We start from the raw sequence: 21,037 nt of genomic DNA, 5'->3' as shown, positions 1-21,037 counted from the left end.
GCCGATCACCGAGCATCCGTTCCTGACTTGTGGATTGATTTGGTTGCCTTCTGGCAGATGTTGAGATGAGTGTCATCACAAGAGCGGCGAGCGCATCGCAACGCATTGGTAGAATGGAGACTTCGCGTGAGAGTGAGTGGGGACTGCACTCGTATTCGCGATGTCGAGATATATGGGACATTCGGACGATTGGGAAGAGTTGCAGCGCGAAGCGATTGTGATTGACGGCCATGCGGATACACCGCAGCGCTTCGTGGATGAAGGTTGGGACATGGCCGATCCGGTGGGGACGGGCATGGTGAGCCTCGACACAGCGCGTGCCGGTGGGCTCGATGCGGAGTTCTTTGCGATCTGGGTGGATCCGCATGAATGGCCGGGGCGCTTTGGAGAGCGGGCTGCGGCGCTGCTGGGCGGAGTGAAGGAGCAGCTTACGAAGCATCCCGACGCGATGGTGTTGGGTGTGTCCGCGGAGGACATCGTTGCGGCGAAGGCGGCGGGGAAATTCTGTGTGCTGCTGGGGCTCGAGGGCGGCCACGCGATTGAGGCGAGCCTGGAGAAGCTGCGCGCGTTCTATGCGCAGGGCGTGCGCTACATGACGCTGACGTGGACGAACACCCATGAGTGGGCCGACAGCTCGGGCGACCTCGAGGATGCGACCGTGCAGCATCATGGAGGGCTGACGGCGTTCGGGCGTGAGGTCGTGGCGGAGATGAACCGGCTGGGCATGATGGTGGACGTCAGCCATGTCTCGGATGCCACGTTCTGGCAGGTGCTGGAGTGTTCGACGGCTCCGATCATTGCGAGCCATTCGAGCGCGCGGGCGCTGAACGGCGCGTTGCGGAACCTTACCGATGAGCAGCTGCGCGCGGTGGCTGCGAAGCGGGGCATCGTGATGGTGAACTTCTATGCGTCCTTCGTCGATGAGGCGTTTCGCGAAGGTTGGCGCGCGACCGAGGCGATGCGCAAGCCGTTGTATGAGGCGGCGGATCTTCCGTATCGCGAGCGCGGCGTGCCTGCGCCGTACGCGGCTTCGCTGGTGGTCGATCGGGCCTTCTACGCGGAGCATGTGGGCAAGTTGTTTCCGGCGCCGCGCTTCGAGGCGTTGATCGATCACTTCGATCACATTGCGAAGGTGGCAGGCATCGAGCATGTGGGCGTGGGTTCGGATTTCGATGGCTTTGCGACGCTGCCGGAGGGAATCCGCAGCGCCGCGGACCTGCCGAAGATACCGCGCGCGCTGCTGGAACGCGGGTATTCTGCCGAGCAACTGAAGCTGCTGCTCGGCGGCAATATGCTGCGGGTGATGCGTGAGGTTGCGGCCGTTGCGGGCGCTAGTTGAAGACGGCGGAGTCCTTGGTCGCGAGCACGTCCATCTTCTCGACCTGCAGCACATTGCTGAAGAGTTCGGGTGCGCGCGCCATCAAGGCTGTGGCGACGTCACCGTGCAGGTGCGCCTCGCGGCCTTCCTGATCGTGGAAGGTGCCGAAGACGGCGTAGACGCCGTGCGTGATCCTGACGCCATACCATGTGTTGGTGGTGGCTTCCGTGCGGGCCGCCTCTGCGCGCTGCTTCAGGAAGACCTCGGCTTCGGCTTCTCTCCCTGGTTTTGCCTTCAACATGACCCATAGTGCAAACCTTGACATCGCGAACGTTCTCCTCGGGCGATTGGGTGGATGGGATGACGCCGGGTTTTTCCCGGAGTCCAGTGATTCGGTTCGATCATTTTTGCCTGTAGCTGGATATCCTGAAGGTGCCGTGCGGTGGCGTTTTCCTCGGAGAAGACGCTCGTCCGATTCAGTCATGGTTCACACCGAGAGGGAAAATGATCTAGCCTCTAAGATGGCATGATGCGTGTGACGTTACCTTCGCTACCCTGGTTCGCGGCTATGAGCTTTGCCTTGTCCGCAGCCGCGCAGACCTCCACTCCACCTCCTCAGACAGCGCCTGCGGATCTGCCGGACGCTCCTTCTGCGACAGTACACGAGGCGCCGCCCGCGGTACCGACCGGTCCCACGGTTGTTTTCGATACTTCGATGGGACGGTTGGTTTGCCGACTCTTTGACAAGGAGGCGCCGATCACCTCCGCGAACTTCGTGGGCCTGGCCACCGGCACCAAGGAGTTCATCGATCCGGTGACGACCAAGAAGGTGACGGGCGTGCCGTTCTATGATGGCACCACGTTTCATCGGGTGATTCCACAGTTCATGATTCAGGGCGGGGATCGTGTTGGCGATGGGACCGGAGACGCCGGGTACTACATCGAGGACGAGATCTCGCCTTCACTGCGCTTCGACGTTCCGGGCCGTCTGGCGATGGCGAACTCCGGACCGAACACCAACAGCGCGCAGTTCTTCATCACGGAGGCCCCGCAGCCGGACCTGACGGGGCACTACACGATCTTTGGGCAGTGCGATGAGCACACGGTGGTGATGGTGATGTCGATTGCGCGGGTGCAGCGCGGCGCGAACGACAAGCCAGTGACGCCGGTGGTGCTGAAGAAGGTTACCGTGCTGAAGCCGGGACAGCCGCTGCCGCCAGATCCGAACCCAGCTCCTGCTCCCGCTGCAGTCCCAGCCGCTGCTCCCGCTACGCCGCCGGCACCATAGCTTCTGGGCAACCCTGACGTCCAGCTTCCGAGCCTCCGGCCCGGTGGGCGCATCCAAACCTTAGAGATTCGTACGAGAGAATCAGCAAAGAAAGAGGAAACGTAATGGCATTGACCGCAGTATTCAAGACATCGGAAGGCACGATCAAGGCAAAGCTGTTTGAGGCCGAGGCTCCGTTGACGGTAGCGAACTTCGTGGAGCTGGCCGAGGGTACGAAGGAGTGGAGCGCACCGACGAAGAAGGCCGGCCAGACCAAGCTGTACGACGGCACCATCTTCCATCGCGTGATCCCGGACTTCATGATCCAGGGCGGCGACCCGATGGGCTCCGGCATGGGCGGCCCGGGCTACAAGTTCGCGGACGAGACCAAGGGTTCGCCGCATCACTTCAAGGCGCCGGGTAAGCTGGCGATGGCGAACGCGGGACCCAACACCAACGGCTCGCAGTTCTTCATCACCGTGACGGACACCAGTTGGCTGACGGGCAAGCACACCATCTTCGGCGAAGTGACTGAGGGCTACGACATCGTGGAGAAGATCTCGAAGGTCGCGCGCGACGGGATGGACCGCCCGAAGACTCCGGTGGTGCTGGAGTCGGTGACGATCGAGCGCTCGTAAGAGATTGCAACGCAAGAAAACGAAAGGACCTGCCTCAGGGCAGGTCCTTTCGAGCGTTACTTACGCAGCGTTAGCGGCCGTTGGCCACGATGATCGAAGCAATGACGCCGGTGGCAACGGCGGCCATGACGTAGTTGCCGTCGACTTCGCGCCATTCGTAGCCGCGGCGCGGCGCATTGAGATGGTGGGAGCGATAGTCAACCTGCTGGCCGCGATTCCAATCGTCCGGCTGCATGCGGTGGCCCTTCTTCCAGTCATTGTGCTGTACGTACTGGTGGGGCTGATGATTGTCGCCCTGATTTTCGTGATGATCGTCCGGACGTTGTGCCATGGACGCCAAGGACTGTCCGAGAATCAATCCTGAAAGAAGTAGACCTGTTGCTAGCTTGTTCATCATTTCTCCGTTTTTGAAGCCAAGCGTCGCAATCGCCTTAGAAGGTTAGATGCAACTGCTGCGCACCAACGAGGGGCTTTCGCAGCAAAGTGACACGTACCCCTGGGGTTGCCTCGGCGGCAGCGCAAGTTGCGTTTTACGACACTTCCTGTAGTTTGTATGCATGCTGAAATTCACTGTTTTGGTTCGCCGTAGCGGCGCGCTTGCGCTATTGTGTGGCCTTTTGCCTGCCACGTTTGCTCTTGGACAGAAGCCGGCGGCCAAGCAGCCGGATGATCCGGACTACACCGCGAAGATCAAGGAGTACCTGACGGATCCGCGGTTCTCGACCGAGCTGGTGGATCATCTTCCGGCGTCGAAGACGATTCCCACGCCGCTGAAGTTCCTGGGCTCGATGCCGGGCCAGCCGGGCGAGCTGTATTACGCCGAAGACATCTATCGCTACTACCAGGAGCTGGCGAAGGATTCGCCGCGGGCGAAGTTCTGGAAGTTTCCGCTGAAGACCGAAGAGGGGCGCGACATGGTCGTGCTGGCGATCGGCAGCGAAGAGTCGATGAAGAACCTCGACAAGTACAAGGGCGAGCTGGCGGCGCTGGGCGATCCGCGCAAGACGACCGAGGAGCAGGCGCAGAAGATCATCCACACGTCGAAGCCGATCTACTGGATCACGTCGGGCATTCATTCGCCCGAGACCGGCGGGCCGCAGATGCTAGTGGAGCTGGCGTATCGGCTGATCGTGGAAGAGTCGCCGACGATCAAGAACATCCGCGACAACGCGATCGTCTTCATTACGCCGGTGGTCGAGCCGGATGGCCGCGACAAGCAGGTGGACACCTACTACTACGGCAAGAAGACGGGCAAGACCAAGCCTCCGCTGATGTACTGGGGCAAGTACGTCGCGCATGACAACAACCGCGATGGCATGGGCCAGCTGCTGCACCTGACGCAGAACATTACGGCGGGCATGCTGGAGTGGCACCCGACGATCCTGCACGATCTGCATGAGGCGCAGTCGTACCTGTATGTGTCGACGGGAACGGGGCCGTATAACCCTTCGCTCGATCCGATTGCGATTGACGAGTGGTGGATGCTGGCCGAGACCGAGGTGATGGAGATGGCCAAGCGCGGTGTGCCGGGCGTCTTCACGTACGGCTACTACGACGGCTGGGTGCCGAACTATCTCTTCTGGATTGCGGAGTCGCATAACTCGTTTGGGCGCTTCTACGAGGTGCAGTCGTATGGGCCGGAGAACAATGCGAACCTGCAGCTTCCTGCGACGGCGACGAGCCGCGAGTGGTATCGGCCGAATCCTCCGCTGCCTTCGATCAAGTGGGGACCGCGTGCGAACACGGATATCCAGGAGTCGGCGATCCTGATCGCGCTGAACAAGGTGGCGACCGAGAAGACGTTGTATCTCGAGAACTACTGGATGAAGAGCAAGCGCAGCGTGGAGAAGGGCAAGGACGGCCCGACGTATGGCTGGGTAATCCCGGCGGCGCAGAAGCATCGCGTGAACACGGTCGAGATGGTGAATGACCTTCGCCACCAGGGTGTGGAGATTGAGGTCGCGCCGGCGGATGCGACCTATGGCGACGTGAAGGTGGCTGCGGGCGATTACATCATCCGCGCGGACCAGCCGTATCGCACGCTGGTGGACCTGTACTTCAGCCTGCAGAACTATCCGATCACGAACCCGATTCCGTACGACGACACCGGATGGACGATGCCGCTGATGCGGAACGTCACGGTGCGGACGATTACGGATAAGGCTGTGCTGGCGGGGGCTTCGAAGCCGATCCTGGTGGATGTGGTTGCGCCGGGCAAGATCGGTGGCACGGGTGACACGCTGGTGGTCGAGAACAACACGGACAATGTGCTGGCGACCTTCCGGTTCAAGAACCCGACGGTGAAGATGGAAGCGGCGGAGCAGGACTTCACGGTGGATGGACACAAGCTGCGGGCGGGTGCGTTCGTGGTGCGGGACACGGCGAATGCAGACGTGCGGAAGTCGATCGAGTCGCTGGGGCTGACGGCGTATTTCACGTCGGGCTTGACGGTGAAGACGCATCCGCTGACGGTGCCGCGCATTGGATATGTGCACTCCTGGGCGCGTACGCAGGACGAAGGATGGGTTCGTGCGGCGCTGGATCACTACGGCATCCCGTACACGTACTTTGCCGACCAGAAGCTGCGTGAAGGCCATCTGCGCGAGAAGTATGACGTGATCCTGCTGCCGTCGATCGGAGGCACGTCGGTGTCGCAGGTCAATGGCATTCCGAAGCTGCCGGGTGGCGATGCGGTGCCCTACAAGAAGAGCGAGCTGACGCCGAACCTTGGCGCCGAGGACTCGTCGGATGATATCCGCGGCGGCATGGGCATTGAGGGCGTGGCGGAGCTGGTGAAGTTTGTGGATGAGGGCGGCACGCTGATCACCGAAGGCTCGACGAGCACGATCCTGCCGGACTATGGCATTACGTCGCTGGTGACGGTGGAGCATCCGGGGAACCTGTATGCGAAGGGCGCGTTGATGCGCGGCATGATCTCCGACGCGCAGAGCCCGGTGATGTATGGCTACAACGGCACGCAGCTTCCGGTGTACTTCAGCCAGGAGCCAGTGCTGGCGGCAGCCGTGGGTGGTGGACGAGGCTTCGGAGGCGGCGGGGGTGGCTTTGGCGGCGGACGGACGGTGCCGGGTGTGGGTGTGGACATCACGCCCAACGCTTCACCGATTGCGCTCTCGCCGTTCAACCCTGACGTGAACGAGGAGACTCCGACGTCGGGGCTGCCGACTTTGGAGGCGGATGGCGCGGCGGCACGGGCTGCGGTTCGGCGGGGTGCTGGTGGTCGCGGTGGCGCAGGCGGAGGTGGTGGTGGAGGTCGCGGGGCTGAGGGCCCTGCAGAGCCTTCGCCGCGCGTGGTGCTGAGCTTCCCGTCGAACCCGAACGACATTCTGCTGTCTGGCGAGCTTGCGGGCGGCACGGCTCTCTCAGGCCGCGCGATGATCGTGGATCAGCCGTTGGGCCAGGGGCATGTCGTGATGTTTGCGATTCGGCCGTTCTGGCGCTGGCAGACGCAGGGCACGTTCGCGCTGGGCTTCAACACGATCATCAACTGGGATCACCTGGATGCGGGCAAGGCCGCGACGCCAGCTGGGCGTGGCGCGGCCCCGGCTGCTGGTGAGTCTCAACAGTAGTAGGAACGAACTGAGGAATGGAATCGCCCGCTGTTGGGCCTGTGGTGACTCCACGGGCCTGCAGCGGGCTTCTTGTTTTGCTGCCTGGGCTAGTGCGTGAAGGCTCCGAAGAGGTTTTCGGCGTGGCCTTCGTCCTTGGCCTTGTCGTCGTCCTTGCTCTTGGGCCACGTCCAGTAGGCGGCGAGATAGGTGTAGGTCTCGGGCGCCCAAACGATGCTGTGGCCGCCTGCAAACAGCAGCTGGAAGTGGTCTCCGAAGGCGTAGTAGCCTCCGAAGTCGGCGAGGATGGCGTGGTCGCCGGCAACGTCTCGCTGGCCTTCGGCTCCATGGCCGAAGAGCTCCACGCCGAGCACCAGCTTCTCGGTGAACTTGTGCTGGCTGAGGAAGCCGGCAAAGGGGTAGTTGTAGTAGCCGGTCTGCGGGACGACGGCCATGCCGCCACCGAGGTACTCGGTCCACTTATCGTCCTGGAAGCCCTTCTTGAACCAGACCGGGATGCGGTACCAGGTTTTGCCCACGCCGAGGCCGCGTGAGGAGTCGCCGGTGGGCAGCTCGACGAAGGGAAAGATGCCGGTCTCGGGGATTAGCTTCGACTCGGGCAGGAGCTTCACCTTGAGGCCAAGCTCCGTATCGCCGATGCCGTGGGTGACGGTGCCGTCGGGAGCGAAGACGTTGACGAAGGGCAGCACGAAGTGGAACTGCATCCGCGGCGCGATGCCGAAGTTCATCTCGTAGCTGGGGCCTGCGACGGCTGTGCCGGCATGCTGGGAGCTGTCGGAGAGCGAGAAGGCGTACATCTCGAAGTGGTGATAGTCGACGGGGTCAGGGTCGTCGGTCTGATAGGGCGGCCCGGCCTGCGCGCAGGCGGCGGAGGAGGCCAGGAGGAGACCGAGGAGTGAGAGAAGCCGAGAGGGGGCAGCGTACATCGGGAGCATGTTGTCACCGGATGGTTACAACGGCATGATCGGCGGCCTTGTTCACGATGACGATGTGTTCATTCGCGGCCGCAATGCGAGAGGCCCGCTCGAAAGCGGGTCTCTCGCTTGCATCGTGCTTGTAAGTCGTTACGCGACGCCAATGACGGTGCAGAGTTCCTTGACGGCGGCGGCGGACTTGTTGAGGGCAGTCTGCTCGTCTGCGGTGAGCTTGATCTGGATGATCTGCTCAAGGCCCTTGGCGCCGAGCTTGCACGGAACGCCGACGTAGAGGCCGGTGATGCCGTACTCGCCCTGGAGGTATGCCGCGCAGGGTAGGATCTTCTTCTTGTCCTTGAGGATGGCTTCAACCATCTCTACCGCAGCGGCGGAGGGAGCGTAGTAGGCGGAGCCGGTCTTGAGGTGTTTGACGATCTCTGCGCCGCCGTTGGCGGTGCGGTCCTCGAGCTCCTTCAGGCGGGTCGGCTCGATGAGCTCGGTGATGGGGATGCCGGCGACGGTGGAGTAGCGCGAGAGCGGCACCATGGTGTCGCCGTGGCCGCCGAGGACGAAGGCGGTGACGTTCTCGACGGAGACGTCGAGCTCCTGCGCGATGAAGGTGCGGAAGCGGGCGGAGTCCAGCACACCGGCCATGCCGATGACGCGCTCGCGGGGGATGCCGAGTTTCTTAAAGGCGGTCTGCGCCATCGCGTCGAGGGGATTGGAGACGATGATGAAGATGGCGTTGGGCGAGGCCGCGAGGGCCTTCTCCGCGACGTCGCTCATGATCTTGAAGTTGGTGTTGAGCAAGTCGTCGCGGCTCATGCCGGGCTTGCGGGCGATTCCCGCGGTGATGACGACGACGTCGGAGTTGGCGGTGTCGGCGTAATCGTTGGTGCCGATGAGCGCGACGTCGCGCTTCTCGATGGGCATGGCCTGGGCGAGGTCGAGCGCCTTGCCCTGGGGCACGCCTTCGACTACATCGATGAGCACAACGTCGGCCAGTTCCTTGGCTGCGATCCAATGTGCTGCCGTCGCGCCCACGTTGCCGGCGCCAACTACTGTTACCTTCTTCCGCTGCATGTTGTCTCCACTGAGAAAAGCTGCGTCATTGCGACTTTTCCATGATAGTCCCGGTGGTGGGAGCTTCGGCGCAGGCAGGCGATTAGCGAACCCGGTGTTCGGAAAGGGGAAGGGCGTAAACTGGTCAGGAAGCTGGTCAGGAGGCAATCGATGGGGACTTGGCAGCTACAGGATGCAAAGGCGCGGCTGAGTGAGGTAATCGATACGGCGAAGAAAAAGGGGCCACAGATCATCACGCAGCGAGGTGTAAAGACCGCTGTCGTCGTTCCGTTCGATCAGTGGGAAAGCCTGCAAGGGGCGCCCAAGCCATCTCTGCTTGAAATCCTGCTTTCTCGACCAGAAGGAGAACTCCCAATCCCGGACCGGAGGGGTTGGAAGATGAGAAAGCCCGTGAAGCTTTGAAGTATCTGCTCGACACAAACGTGTTGTCGGAGGTGGGCAAGCCCGTGTTGTCCGACGTGGACAATCCGCGCCGTCCCCACGGCGGGGTGTTGGCGTGGTTCACCGCGCATCATGAAGACGGATTCGGAATTCCGGTCATAGCGTTGTTTGAAATGCAGATGGGTGTGGAGAAGCTGCGACCGAAGGACCCAGTGCGGGCCGCGCAGTTTGAGTTCTGGATCACTCGTCTCGAAGGGGGCAGCGCAGTGATTCCGTTCGACTCTGCAGCGAGTCGTGAGACAGCGCGTCTACTCCGTGGACTCAAGTCGGACAAGCTTCCCGACGCCATGATCGCCGCGATGGCTCGAGTTCACGGACTCATTGTGGCGACACGCAATACACGCGACTTTGCCGACTTCGATGTCGAATTGGAAAATCCGTTTCTCTTCGGAAAGCCCTAGACTCCAGGGTGAGTATCAACACGAAGGGCCGGCGAGTGCCGGCCCTTCGTGGTTCTGCTGTAACTGGAGGTCTAGAACTGGCCCCAGAGGAGCTGGTTGTAGACCTCGTGATGGAACTGGACCTCGGAGGCTTTGACGATGGTGCCGAGCAGGCGCGGGCAGCGATCGGCTGAGCCCTGCTTCAGCTCGGCGTAGCGAGCCTTGACGTCCTCGCCCAGCAGCTCGGTGGTCCACTCGGCGGCCTTGAAGTCTTCGAGGGCCGTGTAGATGTTGTCGGGCAGGTAGCGCTCAGCCTGGCGGAGGTTCTTGATCTTCGCGACGTTGCCGCTGAGGCCGGTCTTGAAGACGGTGTAGAGGACGGCGTAGGGGTTGGCATCGGGACCGACCGAACGGACCTCGACGCGGGCCGACTTCTCGTTGCCGATGGGGATGCGGACCATCGAGCCGCGATCGGTGGCTGAGGCCTTGATCTGGTTCGGGGCTTCGAAGTGGGGATCGAGGCGGCGGTAGGCGTTCACCGAGGCGTTGAGCAGCAGGCAGATGTCGTTGCCGTGGGTGAGGATCTTGTCCACGAACGTCCACGCCATCTTGGAGATCTTCTCCTGGCCTTGCGGGTCCCAGAAGAGGTTCTTGCCGCTCTTGTTGGTGATGGACACGTTGGTGTGCATGCCCGAACCATTGACGCCCACGACCGGCTTGGGAAGGAAGCTGGCGGTCATTCCCATCTGGTTCGCGACCTGGCGGCAGATCAGCTTGTAGAGCTGGATCTGGTCGGCGGCGGCGACGGCATCGCCGTAGGTGTAGTTGATCTCGAACTGGGAGGGGGCGACTTCAGGGTGGTCTTTTTCGTTCTCGAAGCCCATGGCGCGCTGGACCTCGGCGGTGAGGTCGATGAACTCGCGGAGCGGATCGCCAGGCAGCGAGTGGTAGTAGCCACCCTGGTTGGTGTACTCGAACTTGCCGGTGAGCGGGAAGTTGCGCTCGGCGTCGAGGCCTTCGAAGAGGAAGCCTTCGATCTCGTTGGCGGCGTTGAGGGTATAGCCGTTCTTCTCGAACTGCTCCTTGCAGAAGGCTTTGAGCACGCCGCGGAGGTCTCCGGCGTAGTGACCGCCGTTCTTGTCGATGACCTCACCGAACACGAGGACCTTGCCGGCGCCGAAGATGTCGGCGGGGGTGTAGTAGAAGGCGCTCCAGTCCAGAGCCAGGCGGAGGTCCGATTCACGCTGGGCGGTAAAGCCGCGGATCGAGCTGCCGTCGAAGGTCAGGTTGTCGTAGCTCTTGAGCAGGAACTTCTTGTCGTAGTCGAGCATGTGGAGACGGCCTTCGAGGTCCGAGAACAGGACCGTAACGGCCTTGACGCCCTTGGTGTCCGTCAGCCACTTGACGCGCTCTTCCTGGATCGTCTCGGGATCAACGCGCTTCTTGCGCTGTTCCTTGGCCTGCAGGTTGAGCTCCTCGAGCTCCTCGTACGACAACTCCAGAAAGTCGCGGTATTCGCTGGGCATGATGCTCCTTCAAAGAAAAAGGGATGAAAGGTTTGGGAAAAGTGTAGCGTGGCACACGCCCGGCGTGCCAAGGTCTTTTGATTCCGAGACGATGACCGAGCTGCTGCAGACAACGCCTGTTCGGCCGCGGCCATCCGATTCAAAACTATCAGAAACCGCTCTGGGAGCGGCTTTCCGGCGCGCGATTTCCGGGAACCTCAGGTGAGTGGGGGCTGGACATCGTGCTGGTGGGCCAGATGGCGGCGAGGCGGTCCGAAGTACCCTCTCGAGCGGGTCCGCGGTAGTCCCAATGAGTAACGTTCCGGGACTCCCGACGGGATAGAGGTTGGGCGCGGGAAGTGGGAGAATAGAAGCATGATTACCGGGGAAGAGCTACGCATCTGCAAGGTCTTTGAGTGTCTCGATGCTGCTGAGCGGGACCGGCTGGCGACCAAGGCCGCGGACGTCTATCTGCGCGAGGATGAGTACCTGATCCGCGAGGGCGAGACGCCGCACTTCTTTGTGCTCCTCGAGGGCCAGATGAAGCTATCGAAGGAAGTCATGGGGCGCGAACGGTTCTTCGACGAGTTCAAGTACCAGGCGGGAGACTTCTTTGGTGAGGTTCCGATCCTGCTGGGGACGTCGTCGCTGGCCTCGCTGAAGGCGGCTACGTGGTGCCGTGTGGCTCGGTTTGAGCGGCAGACGCTCCAGGAGCTCATCCAGGACTCGGAGAAGTGCTCGGCGGTGATCCTGCAGACGATGAACGAGCGCCTGGGCCGTGTGCAGAAGTATGCGATGGATACTCCCTCGGCACGGGTGCTGGTGGTGGGCTCGCAGTACGATACCGACTGCCGCGATATCCGGACCTTCCTGGGGATGAACCGGATTCCGTACGAGTGGGTGGACCGCGATAGCGAGCCGGATCGCGTGCCGATGTGCATGCCCAAAGACTTCGATGGACCGGCGGTGGTGGTGGACCACGCGTACTGCGTGGAGCATCCGCCCACGGTGCGCAAGGTCGCACAGGCGCTTGGGCTGCGGACCTTTCCGACGAAGTCGATGTACGACGTCATCATCGTGGGCGGGGGGCCTGCAGGGCTGGCCGCTGCGGTGTATGGCGCGAGCGAGGGGCTTTGCGTCCTGCTGGTGGAGCGGGCCGCGGCTGGAGGACAGGCGGGGACTTCGAGCCGCATCGAGAACTACCTGGGCTTCCCGAATGGTGTCTCCGGCGATGAGCTGAGCGAGCGCGCGCTGCGCCAGGCGACGCGCTTTGGCGCGGAGATGGTGTTGACGCGGACGGTCGTGAACGTGGAGGCGATGACGGTGGACAACGGCGGGCATGGTTATTGCGTGGAGCTGGACGGCGGAGACCGGGTGCAGGCGCGCACGGTGATCCTGGCGACGGGCGTGGATTGGCGGCGGCTGCAGGCCAAGGGAGTCGAGGAGCTGATCGGACGCGGCGTGTTGTATGGGGCCGCGAGAACCGAGTCGCAGACGGTGATCGGCAAGGATGTGTTCATCGTGGGCGGGGGGAACTCGGCGGGGCAGGCTGCGATGTTCTTCACCAGCTATGCGCGCAGTGTGACGATTCTGGTGCGTGGACCCAAGGTGGAGTTCACGATGTCGCAGTACCTGGTGGACCAGCTGGCGAAGAAGTGCAACGTCACCATCGAGACGAACACGGTCGTGGTCGAAGCTGGTGGCGAGGGTCATCTCGAGGCACTGACGACGCAGGCCAAGGGTGAGGAGCCCAGGACGCGCAAGGCGGATGCGCTGTTCGTGATGATTGGCGCGGATGCCAACACTAGTTGGCTGCCCAAGGGGTTGGAGCGCGACGAGCGTGGCTACATCTGCACCGGGCGGGATGTCGTGGACCTTCCGGGATGGGACAATCGCCGCCGGACGCCGTTCCTGCTGGAGACGAACCTGCCGGGCTTCTTCTGCGCCGGAGATGTGCGGCACGAGTCGATCAAGCGGGTTTCGAGCGGGGTGGGTGAGGGCAGCATGGCGATTGCGTTCGTGCACCAGTACCTGGCGCTGGACGACCATGCGCGGCTGAACGCTTAGCGGAAAGCAAACGAAAAGGGAGGGCCGGGAGAATCTCCCGGCCCTTTCTGTCTTTCTGCGTGACTCGGGCAGCCCCGGCGGGTGATAGGTGTCACATCGGTTCGGCGCTGGGGGTGGTGTTCTGGTGTTGCTATGAACCCAATGAACGGACTCGACTTCGACAAGCAGCCCTTCCTGGTGATCTGGGAAGCGACGCAGGCGTGCGACCTGGCCTGCAAGCACTGCCGCGCGCAGGCGCAGCCCATCGCTCACCCGCAGCAGCTCACTACTGCCGAGGGCATGAACCTGATCGATCAGATCTCTGATCTGCATGTGCCGATCTTCGTGCTGACCGGCGGCGATCCGTTGAAGCGCGCGGACATCTTCGACCTGGTGCGCTATGCGAATAGCAAGGGCGTGCACACGGCGCTGGCTCCGAGCGCGACCCCGTTGCTGACGCGCGAGGCGATCTTCAAGGCGAAGGAGGCGGGCGTGGTGCGGCTGTCTGTGAGTCTTGACGGCTCGTGTCCGGAGATTCATGACGTCTTCCGTGGCGTCGAAGGAACCTTCGAGCGCACGCGCCTAGCAGTGCAGTACGCGAACGAGGCGGGGCTGCCGATCCAGGTGCATATGACGGTGAGCCGGCACAACATCCACGATCTCGACAACGTCGCGACGCTGCTGACGGACTGGAAGATCGCAATGTGGAACATCTTCATGCTGGTTCCTGTGGGCCGCGGCAAGACCGCCGACCTGCTGGACGGCGAGGACTTCGAGAAGGTCTTCGAGAAGATCTACGAGCTTTCGACGCGGGTTCCGTACCAGATCAAGACGACCGAGGGCATGCACTATCGCCGCTTCCTGCTGCAGAAGCAGACGGAGCGCAAGCGCGCTGCTGAGGGACATGTTCCCGACAGCGAGGACGCGATGGGCGCGGCCCGCGAGGCCGATGCTCATGGCGATGCGCTGCGCGAGCGTGGTGGGCCGATGTATGCCGGCACGCATAGCTGGGCGACGCGGCGGATCAACGACGGCAAGGGCTTCGTCTTCGTCTCACACACCGGCGAGATTTATCCTTCGGGCTTTCTTCCGCTGCAGGCCGGCAATATCCGCGACCGTTCGCTGGCGGAGATCTACCAGGAGGCGCCGATCTTCAAGGTGCTGCGCAATACGTCGCTGCTGGATGGCAAGTGCGGCGTGTGCGAGTTCAAACAAGTGTGCGGCGGTTCGCGCGCCCGGGCCTTCGCTGTCACGGGCGATGTGCTGGCGCAGGAGCCGTGCTGCATCTATCAGCCGCAGAACTGGCACCCGGTAGCGCAGGACGCGCACCCGCTCGCTGCGGAGATGCAGGAACAGGCGATGGAAGCGCGGCGGATTACTACGGAGGCTGCTGCTGCCGCGGTCGAAACGCAGAACGGTCTCAACCTGGAGCTGAAGCAGTTGGTGGAGGCGTAAGCCATGCGCATCGCGATCGTAGGCGGCGGGATTGCGGGCATGAGCGCGGCGTGGGAGCTGGAGAAGGCTCGCGCGGCCGGCCAGCAGGTGGAGTACGTGCTCTTCGAGCGGTCGGATCGCCTGGGCGGCTGCGTTCGCTCGGAGATCGTGGAAGGCTGCATCGTGGAGGGCGGACCGGATTCGTTCCTTAGCGAGAAGCCAGCCGGCCGCACGCTGTGCCGCGAGGTCGGGCTGGGTGAGTCGCTGGTGGGATCGAATGACACCGAGCGCAAGACCTACATCGTGGTGAAGAACCGCATGGTGGAGCTGCCGGACGGGCTGATGTTCATGGTGCCGACCAAGCTGATTCCTACCGCGCTGACGAAGCTGTTTTCGCTCAAGACCAAGCTGCGCATGGCCTTCGAGCTGCTGCATCCACCGCGGCCGAGCGATCGCGACGAAACGGTCGCGGACCTGGTGCGGCGGCATTACGGCAACGAGGTCGTCGACCGGCTCAGCGATCCGTTGCTGAGTGGGATCTATGGTGGAAGCTCCGAGCAGTTGAGCGTGCGCAGCGTGCTGCCGCGCATGGCGGAGATGGAAGCCAAGTACGGCAGCCTGACGCGTGGCATGCTGGCCGGGCGGCGCAAGATGAAGAAAGCCGCCACGGGTGGCGCGGCCGAGCAGCGGCAACTCCCGCTGTTCACCACGCTGCGTGACGGCATGGCTTCGCTGGTGTGGGCGCTGGAGGCGCGTATTTCGCCGGAACGCATCCGCACGGGCGTCGCGATTGAGGGCATCGAGCGGCACGGTGAAAAGTGGGTGCTGCGTACGCCGCAAGGCCCGGAGCACTTCGACGGGCTGATCGTCGCAACGCCGGCGAATGTGGCCTCGATGTTGCTGAGGCCTGCGGACGGCGAGCTGAGCGCTGAGCTGGCGGGTGTGCCGTACGCGTCTTCCGTGACTGCGACGCTTGCGTTCAATATTGAGGATCTGAACAGCCTGCCGGAGGGATTTGGCTTCCTGGTTCCGGCGAGCGAAGGCCGCGCGATGGCGGCTTGCACGTTTGTGCATCGCAAGTTTCCGGGCCGTGCGCCGAAGGGCATCGGACTGCTGCGCTGCTTTCTCGGCGGCACTCGCGCGGCAGAGATGGTGGGCGCTAGCGAAGGCGAGCTGCTGGCTTGCTTCCGCCGGGACCTCGAAGAGATCGCGGGAGTTACCGCCGAGCCGCTGTTCACGCGGGTGTATCGCTGGCGCAGCACGTCGGCGCAGTATGCTGTCGGACACGCGGAGCGCATCGCCCGAGTGCGAGCGAGGATGGCGCGGCTGCCGGGCCTGGCGCTTGCGGGAAATGCCTATGAGGGCGTTGGGGTTCCGGATTGCATCCGGGGCGGCCAGCACGCGGCGAAAGACTTGCTGGAGCGCGTGAGTGTCGGCGAGTTAGTGCGGGAATAGCCGCAGGTGAAGTGGTTCTGGAGTTATCGAATAGGGACGGCCCGGCAGGTTAGTCTGCCGGACCGTCATTTTTGGGACTGAAGGATCCAGGCCCGAATATTCCCTCAGCGGCTAAAGCCGCGTCATTCTCGCGTCGTTTTGTCACGGCTGAAGCCGTGACCTGCCGTTCGGCACCTTCGCACGTTGTGTCACTTGATCCTTCGTGCCACTTCATCAGAGGTCACTTCGACTCGCGCCTTGGGCGAGTTACTTGGAGAAGTTTCTGACGTAGTACACCATGGACCAGATCTGAGCGTCGGTCTGGCGGCCGGCCTCGCCGGGCATCTGGCCGAAGCCGTTCTTGATGACCCAGAAGAGCTCGCCGTCGGTGCGGGCGGAGAGCGTGGCGGGATTGCTCAGATCCTTCATGCTGAGCTTCATGCTCTCGACCATCTCGCCCTTGCCGTCGCCTTTGGCGCCGTGACACATGGCGCAATCGTAGCCGTACATTTTCTTGGAGAAGGCCAGCGATTCGGGCGTGGATTTGACGGGGTTGGGCATGGCAGCAGCGCTGGCGGGAATCACCAGTGGAGCATTGGCTGCGGTGTCGGTGGAGGAAGGCGTCTGCGGAAGCAGAGCCATGAACAGCAGGGCAGGGGTGGCGAATAGGGCTTTGATCATGAAGGCCTCCTCCCGTGGAGGCTGCAAACACCGGTTTCGAACCCGGTTGAGCCCGATCGCCTGCGAGAGAGAATCGCGGGAGGAAGGTGGTCCGCTGCCCGCCTCAACCGGGAAAACGAGCAGCGGAACCAAAGAGATCGTGTCATGAGGTGGCGGCAAGCCGTGTGATAGCGGTCACCGCACGCGGTGCTGAACCTCAGTTCAAACTCCGCCAAGCTAATCCATACTTGCTTCGGGCGCAACTTGATTCGGCTGCGGACTCAGGACAGGTCCGCTACGGGACGGTTGGCAGCGCACAGCTGTGCGATGACCGTCCGAAGGCGGGCCGGTCGTTCAGGGCCTGTGTTAGGTTGTTTTCCGCTGGAAAACTGCTAGAAATGCGGTTCTCAAGAGTTTCGGCAAAGGGAGATTCAGCAATGGCGACACAAGACGTCGCGGTGGCAGCCGGCCACGATCGACCGGCGGAATTAGGGTCCACGGCCAACGCGGCAACACCGGGCAAAAAGATCAACGACCTCAGCATTCAGATCGCAACCGTGAACGGTTCGGGCTCTCAGTCCGCGAACGCGATTCTGCTGCGCACCATCTTCCGGATGGGGATTCCGGTCAGCGGTAAGAACCTCTTCCCCTCGAACATCGCGGGCCTTCCGACCTGGTACACGATCCGTGCCAGCAAGGATGGCTACGTCGCGCGCAAGAAGGAGATCGACGTCCTGATTGCGATGAACGCGGAGACCGGGCAGGAGGACGTGAGGTCGCTGCGGCCGGGGGCTGCGGTTATCTATGAGGAGTCCTTCCAGCTCTCGCAGCAGCGTGACGACGTGGCGTTCTACCCCGTGCCGTTCGACAAGCTGATTGCGGGTGTATGTCCTGAGGCCAAGCTGCGCAAGCTGGTCAAGAACATGATCTATGTGGGCGTCGCGGCGTGGCTGCTGGAGATGCCGCTGGATGCGGTGGAGTCCGCCGTGCGGCAACAGTTTGCGAAGAAGCAGAAGGCTGCGGACCTGAACTGGGGTGCGGTGCAGGCGGGCTTTGAGTATGCGAAGGCCAACTTCACCAAGCAGGATCCGTACTCGCTCGTGCCGATGAATGCGACGCAGGGCAAGATCCTCATCGACGGCAATGCGGCTGCGGGTCTGGGCTGCGTCTTCGCGGGATGCACGGTGGTGATGTGGTATCCGATCACGCCTTCGACTTCGGTGGTCGAGGCGTTCATCGACTACGCGAAGAAGTTCCGCGTCGAGGCTGATGGCAAGGCGACGTTCGCGATCGTGCAGGCTGAGGATGAGCTTGCGGCGATCGGTGGCGTGCTGGGCGCAGGCTGGGCTGGCGCGCGTGCGATGACTGCGACCTCGGGCCCGGGCATCTCGCTGATGGCGGAGTTCTCCGGATTGGGTTATTACGCTGAGCTTCCGGGAGTCATCTTCGACGTGCAGCGCGGCGGGCCGTCGACAGGAATGCCGACGCGTAACCAGCAGGCTGATTTGCTGGCGTGTGCGTTCCTCTCGCACGGGGATACGAAGCATGTGCTGCTGATCCCGGGCAGCGTGAAGGAATGCTACGAGATGGCGATCTCGGCGTTCGATCTTGCCGAGCAGCTGCAGACTCCAATCTTCGTGATGAGCGACCTCGACCTGGGCATGAACAACTGGATGAGCGAGCCGTTCGCGTATCCCGAGAAGCCGATGGATCGCGGACGCGTGCTGACTGCCGACGATCTGACCAAGCTCGGAGGATTTGCGCGCTACAAGGACACAGACGGTTCGGGCATCGGCAGCCGTACGCTGCCGGGCACGGATCATCCGCTGGCGGCGTACTTCACGCGCGGCACCAGCCACAACGAGAAGACGGCGTACTCCGAGCGGCCCGATGACTACGTGAACAATGTGGAGCGGCTGAACCGGAAGTTCGAGACGGCGCGGACACTTGTGCCGCGGCCAGAGGTGGTGCAGACAGGCAAAGCCAAGGTTGGGTTGATCGCGTTTGGGTCGACCGACTTTGCTCTCCGCGAGAGCCGTGACCAGGTGCGTGCCGAGTTTGGGCTCGAGACCGATTACCTGCGGTTGCGGGCGTTCCCGTTCACGCGTGAGGTGGTTGATTTCGTGGCTTCGCATGATCGCGTGTATGTGGTCGAACAGAACCGTGATGGCCAGATGCTCTCACTGCTCAAGCTGGACCTTCCAGCGGAGCATCTTGTGAAGCTGCGCAGCATTCGGCACTTCGGCGGGCTGCCCATCGATGCGCGATCCATCACCGATGACCTGGTGATGCAGGAGGGACTCTAATGGCTACTACTCCCGTTACGACTGAGGCCCCAAAGGCGCCGAAGACGAATCACATCGGCCTGCAGGTGCTGGACTACCGCGGCGGCAAGACGACGCTATGCGCGGGCTGCGGCCACAATGCCATCTCGGAGCGCATCATCGATGCGTTCTACGAGATGGGTGTGCAGCCTGAGCGCGTGATGAAGATGAGCGGCATCGGCTGTTCGTCGAAGAGCCCGGCGTACTTCATGAGCCGCTCGCACTCCTTCAACACCGTGCATGGCCGCATGCCGTCCGTTGCGACGGGCGCGCTGCTGGCGAACAAGACGATGCGCTCGTTGGGTGTCTCCGGCGACGGCGATACCGCTTCCATCGGCATGGGGCAGTTCGTGCACATGATCCGGCGCAACGTACCGATCCTCTACATCATCGAGGACAACGGCGTGTATGGCCTGACCAAGGGCCAGTTCTCGGCGACGGCGGACATCGGATCGAAGCTGAAGACGGGCGTCATTAACGATCTTCCGGCGATCGATACGTGTGCGCTGGCGATCCAGCTGGGCGCGACGTTCGTGGCGCGTTCGTTCTCGGGCGACAAGAAGCAGCTGCTCGCGATCCTGAAGGCGGCCATTGCGCACAACGGGACGGTGATCATCGACGTGATCAGCCCCTGCGTGACGTTCAACGATCACGAGGGCTCGACGCGCAGCTACAAGTACATGCAGGAGCACGATGTGCCGATCGCCGAGACGGGCTTTGTGCCGGCGTTCGAGGACATCGCGGTGGAGTACGACCCGGGCACGACGGTGAACGTTCGCATGCACGACGGCAGTCAGCTGCGGCTGAAGAAGCTGCAGGAGGATTACGACCCGACCGATCGCAGCAAGGCCATTGAGGCGCTGATGCACCATGCCGAGCGGGGCGAGGTGCTCACGGGCATCTTCTACGTCGAGACCGACAAGCCGAGCTTTACCGAATTGCTGAACCTCGTCGATGAGCCCCTGGCGACGTTGGCGGAGGAGCGGGTGCGGCCGGCGAAGAGCGTGCTCGACGACGTGATGAAGCGGCTTATGTAGGTCGCACAGCCTGTTGAACCGCATGGAGAGATCGAGCCGGCGCCCTCGGGCGCCGGTTTCGCCGTTGGTTGCTGGAGGCAAACGGCTAATTTCCGTTCTACACTAGCTGCGTGCGGCGAATGGGTCCTGCCCGCCCGGGGGGACCCATCGTCGTTTGCGGGCGGCGCCAGCCGGAAGCTCGAACAAGAGCGATGGCGGTCGCCGCTACTCTTCGATCTGAAAGGGACTGCCACGAATGCTGAGACTTCCCAGGGTTCCCAACCTGACCGAGATGGCGTACCTGAGCGTACGCAAATACCTGCTGGACGGCTCGCTCGCCGAGGGAGAGCGCCTTACCGAAGAGTCTGTCGCGTCGCGGCTGGGCATCAGCAAGTCGCCGGTGCGCGAGGCGCTGAACCGGCTCGAGACGGAGGGGTTGATCGTGATCTCGCCGCGACGAGGGGCGTTTGTCCGGCGCTTTTCGCTGGTGGAGACGCGCGACCTGTACAACGTGCGCGAGGTGCTGGAGACCTACGCGGTGCGCGTTGCGGAGATCACGCCGCGGCTCATCGACGAGCTCGAGCAGAGCATCGAGCGGACCAAGGAGCACCTGCGCAGCGGCGACAAGCTGCGTCATGTGGACGAAGATATGCGCTTCCACTCGCTGCTGGCGGCGAGTTCCGGGAATAGCGAGCTGGTGGGGATGCTGGAGAACGTGCAGCACAAGAGCCTGCTCTCGCGTGCAAAGACCTTCCACCTGAGTGCGCCTGCAACTCCTGCGGGGCACACGAAGATCCTGGAGGCGCTGCGCCGCGGCGAACGCGATGCGGCGGTGGAGGCCCTGAGCGAGCACATCCTCTTCACGCGCGATGCGTTGCTGGATGTCATGGAGCGGGAGATCGAGGCTCCGCTGGCTGCGCCGGGAGCTGGAGAGTTCGCTTTGGCGGCTGAGGCGTAGGCCTCAATCGAAGAGAAGATCAGCTGTCGGGG

At 62.7% G+C, this 21,037-nt stretch carries 18 protein-coding genes; 12 read left to right on the top strand and 6 right to left on the bottom strand.

Going from position 1 to position 21,037, the window contains the following annotated elements; genetic code table 11:
• Window positions 1-172: 172 nt before the first annotated feature.
• On the top strand, window positions 173-1,339 hold the full coding sequence (locus tag AC5E6W_RS12060; RefSeq protein ID WP_491752549.1) for a dipeptidase: 1,167 nt from the start codon (window positions 173-175) through the stop codon (window positions 1,337-1,339).
• On the opposite strand, the gene AC5E6W_RS12055 is transcribed toward AC5E6W_RS12060, so the two are convergent.
• Window positions 1,332-1,643, bottom strand: coding sequence for a putative quinol monooxygenase (locus tag AC5E6W_RS12055; RefSeq protein ID WP_491752548.1), 312 nt, complete (start codon window positions 1,641-1,643; stop codon window positions 1,332-1,334). The two genes, AC5E6W_RS12060 and AC5E6W_RS12055, sit on opposite strands and share 8 nt — an antisense overlap.
• A 309-nt stretch (window positions 1,644-1,952) precedes the next feature.
• On the opposite strand from AC5E6W_RS12055, the gene AC5E6W_RS12050 reads away from it, so the two are divergent.
• Together AC5E6W_RS12050 and AC5E6W_RS12045 are read left to right on the top strand one after the other, a co-directional pair.
• Window positions 1,953-2,606, top strand: coding sequence for a peptidylprolyl isomerase (locus AC5E6W_RS12050; RefSeq protein ID WP_491752625.1), 654 nt, complete (start codon window positions 1,953-1,955; stop codon window positions 2,604-2,606).
• Window positions 2,607-2,710: 104 nt separating this feature from the next.
• A complete protein-coding gene (locus AC5E6W_RS12045) occupies window positions 2,711-3,223 on the top strand; it encodes a peptidylprolyl isomerase (RefSeq protein ID WP_491752547.1) in 513 nt (170 codons plus the stop codon).
• A gap of 70 nt (window positions 3,224-3,293) precedes the next feature.
• On the opposite strand, the gene AC5E6W_RS12040 is transcribed toward AC5E6W_RS12045, so the two are convergent.
• Window positions 3,294-3,554: an RcnB family protein gene (locus AC5E6W_RS12040; protein ID WP_491752546.1), complete on the bottom strand. Its 261-nt coding sequence runs from the start codon at window positions 3,552-3,554 to the stop codon at window positions 3,294-3,296.
• A 286-nt stretch (window positions 3,555-3,840) separates the two neighbouring features.
• Here AC5E6W_RS12040 and AC5E6W_RS12035 point away from each other — a divergent pair, with 286 nt between their 5' ends.
• Window positions 3,841-6,810: a M14 family zinc carboxypeptidase gene (locus tag AC5E6W_RS12035; protein ID WP_491752545.1), complete on the top strand. Its 2,970-nt coding sequence runs from the start codon at window positions 3,841-3,843 to the stop codon at window positions 6,808-6,810.
• 89 nt (window positions 6,811-6,899) lie between these two features.
• Here the strand turns inward: AC5E6W_RS12035 and AC5E6W_RS12030 are convergent, their stop codons facing one another.
• Both AC5E6W_RS12030 and mdh read right to left on the bottom strand, forming a co-directional pair.
• On the bottom strand, window positions 6,900-7,745 hold the full coding sequence (locus AC5E6W_RS12030; protein ID WP_491752544.1) for a transporter: 846 nt from the start codon (window positions 7,743-7,745) through the stop codon (window positions 6,900-6,902).
• Window positions 7,746-7,874: 129 nt separating this feature from the next.
• Window positions 7,875-8,807: a malate dehydrogenase gene (mdh, locus tag AC5E6W_RS12025; protein WP_491752543.1), complete on the bottom strand. Its 933-nt coding sequence runs from the start codon at window positions 8,805-8,807 to the stop codon at window positions 7,875-7,877.
• Between the two features lie 150 nt (window positions 8,808-8,957).
• On the opposite strand from mdh, the gene AC5E6W_RS12020 reads away from it, so the two are divergent.
• Together AC5E6W_RS12020 and AC5E6W_RS12015 are read left to right on the top strand one after the other, a co-directional pair.
• Window positions 8,958-9,209, top strand: a complete 252-nt coding sequence (locus AC5E6W_RS12020) for a type II toxin-antitoxin system Phd/YefM family antitoxin (RefSeq protein WP_491752542.1) — start codon at window positions 8,958-8,960, stop codon at window positions 9,207-9,209.
• The gene (locus AC5E6W_RS12015; protein ID WP_491752541.1) at window positions 9,179-9,649 is read left to right on the top strand and encodes a type II toxin-antitoxin system VapC family toxin; all 471 of its coding nucleotides are present in this window, start codon (window positions 9,179-9,181) and stop codon (window positions 9,647-9,649) included. The genes AC5E6W_RS12020 and AC5E6W_RS12015 overlap by 31 nt, the downstream gene beginning before the upstream one ends.
• Window positions 9,650-9,720: 71 nt before the next feature.
• Here the strand turns inward: AC5E6W_RS12015 and AC5E6W_RS12010 are convergent, their stop codons facing one another.
• Window positions 9,721-11,154 carry a glutamine synthetase family protein gene (locus AC5E6W_RS12010; protein ID WP_491752540.1) on the bottom strand — a complete coding sequence of 478 codons (1,434 nt, stop codon included), beginning with the start codon at window positions 11,152-11,154 and terminating at the stop codon, window positions 9,721-9,723.
• 354 nt (window positions 11,155-11,508) lie between these two features.
• Between AC5E6W_RS12010 and AC5E6W_RS12005 the strand changes: the two genes are divergently transcribed.
• The 3 genes from AC5E6W_RS12005 (at window position 11,509) to hemG (ending at window position 16,068) form a co-directional block, all read left to right on the top strand.
• Window positions 11,509-13,200 carry an FAD-dependent oxidoreductase gene (locus tag AC5E6W_RS12005; protein ID WP_491752539.1) on the top strand — a complete coding sequence of 564 codons (1,692 nt, stop codon included), beginning with the start codon at window positions 11,509-11,511 and terminating at the stop codon, window positions 13,198-13,200.
• Window positions 13,201-13,341: 141 nt separating this feature from the next.
• A complete protein-coding gene (locus tag AC5E6W_RS12000) occupies window positions 13,342-14,634 on the top strand; it encodes a TIGR04053 family radical SAM/SPASM domain-containing protein (RefSeq protein WP_491752538.1) in 1,293 nt (430 codons plus the stop codon).
• A gap of 3 nt (window positions 14,635-14,637) precedes the next feature.
• The gene (gene hemG / locus AC5E6W_RS11995) at window positions 14,638-16,068 is read left to right on the top strand and encodes a protoporphyrinogen oxidase (protein WP_491752537.1); all 1,431 of its coding nucleotides are present in this window, start codon (window positions 14,638-14,640) and stop codon (window positions 16,066-16,068) included.
• A 246-nt stretch (window positions 16,069-16,314) separates the two neighbouring features.
• Here hemG and AC5E6W_RS11990 read toward each other — a convergent pair whose 3' ends face one another.
• Window positions 16,315-16,728 (bottom strand): c-type cytochrome, encoded by a 414-nt coding sequence (locus AC5E6W_RS11990; RefSeq protein ID WP_491752536.1) that lies wholly within the window; start codon window positions 16,726-16,728, stop codon window positions 16,315-16,317.
• A 416-nt stretch (window positions 16,729-17,144) separates the two neighbouring features.
• Here AC5E6W_RS11990 and AC5E6W_RS11985 point away from each other — a divergent pair, with 416 nt between their 5' ends.
• The 3 genes from AC5E6W_RS11985 (at window position 17,145) to AC5E6W_RS11975 (ending at window position 21,005) form a co-directional block, all read left to right on the top strand.
• Window positions 17,145-19,013, top strand: a complete 1,869-nt coding sequence (locus AC5E6W_RS11985) for a 2-oxoacid:acceptor oxidoreductase subunit alpha (protein ID WP_491752535.1) — start codon at window positions 17,145-17,147, stop codon at window positions 19,011-19,013.
• Complete coding sequence (locus AC5E6W_RS11980) at window positions 19,013-20,068, top strand: 2-oxoacid:ferredoxin oxidoreductase subunit beta (RefSeq protein WP_491752534.1); 1,056 nt, start codon at window positions 19,013-19,015, stop codon at window positions 20,066-20,068. The genes AC5E6W_RS11985 and AC5E6W_RS11980 overlap by 1 nt, the downstream gene beginning before the upstream one ends.
• 235 nt (window positions 20,069-20,303) lie before the next feature.
• A complete protein-coding gene (locus tag AC5E6W_RS11975; RefSeq protein WP_491752533.1) occupies window positions 20,304-21,005 on the top strand; it encodes a GntR family transcriptional regulator in 702 nt (233 codons plus the stop codon).
• Window positions 21,006-21,037: the final 32 nt, after the last annotated feature.

Source organism: Bryocella sp., assembly GCF_058498515.1.
Note: the sequence above shows the minus strand (reverse complement) of the source record. Positions and strands in the feature narration are given on the sequence as shown.

Excerpts from the sequence above, each read along its gene's own strand:
- AC5E6W_RS12060 (WP_491752549.1), top strand. The coding sequence starts at position 173 with ATGGGACATTCGGACGATTGGGAAGAGTTGCAGCGCGAAGCGATTGTG.
- AC5E6W_RS12055 (WP_491752548.1), bottom strand. The coding sequence starts at position 1,643 with ATGTCAAGGTTTGCACTATGGGTCATGTTGAAGGCAAAACCAGGGAGA.
- AC5E6W_RS12045 (WP_491752547.1), top strand. The coding sequence starts at position 2,711 with ATGGCATTGACCGCAGTATTCAAGACATCGGAAGGCACGATCAAGGCA.
- AC5E6W_RS12040 (WP_491752546.1), bottom strand. The coding sequence starts at position 3,554 with ATGGCACAACGTCCGGACGATCATCACGAAAATCAGGGCGACAATCAT.
- AC5E6W_RS12030 (WP_491752544.1), bottom strand. The coding sequence starts at position 7,745 with ATGCTCCCGATGTACGCTGCCCCCTCTCGGCTTCTCTCACTCCTCGGT.
- mdh (WP_491752543.1), bottom strand. The coding sequence starts at position 8,807 with ATGCAGCGGAAGAAGGTAACAGTAGTTGGCGCCGGCAACGTGGGCGCG.
- AC5E6W_RS12020 (WP_491752542.1), top strand. The coding sequence starts at position 8,958 with ATGGGGACTTGGCAGCTACAGGATGCAAAGGCGCGGCTGAGTGAGGTA.
- AC5E6W_RS12010 (WP_491752540.1), bottom strand. The coding sequence starts at position 11,154 with ATGCCCAGCGAATACCGCGACTTTCTGGAGTTGTCGTACGAGGAGCTC.
- AC5E6W_RS12005 (WP_491752539.1), top strand. The coding sequence starts at position 11,509 with ATGATTACCGGGGAAGAGCTACGCATCTGCAAGGTCTTTGAGTGTCTC.
- AC5E6W_RS12000 (WP_491752538.1), top strand. The coding sequence starts at position 13,342 with ATGAACGGACTCGACTTCGACAAGCAGCCCTTCCTGGTGATCTGGGAA.
- hemG (WP_491752537.1), top strand. The coding sequence starts at position 14,638 with ATGCGCATCGCGATCGTAGGCGGCGGGATTGCGGGCATGAGCGCGGCG.
- AC5E6W_RS11990 (WP_491752536.1), bottom strand. The coding sequence starts at position 16,728 with ATGATCAAAGCCCTATTCGCCACCCCTGCCCTGCTGTTCATGGCTCTG.
- AC5E6W_RS11985 (WP_491752535.1), top strand. The coding sequence starts at position 17,145 with ATGGCGACACAAGACGTCGCGGTGGCAGCCGGCCACGATCGACCGGCG.
- AC5E6W_RS11980 (WP_491752534.1), top strand. The coding sequence starts at position 19,013 with ATGGCTACTACTCCCGTTACGACTGAGGCCCCAAAGGCGCCGAAGACG.
- AC5E6W_RS11975 (WP_491752533.1), top strand. The coding sequence starts at position 20,304 with ATGCTGAGACTTCCCAGGGTTCCCAACCTGACCGAGATGGCGTACCTG.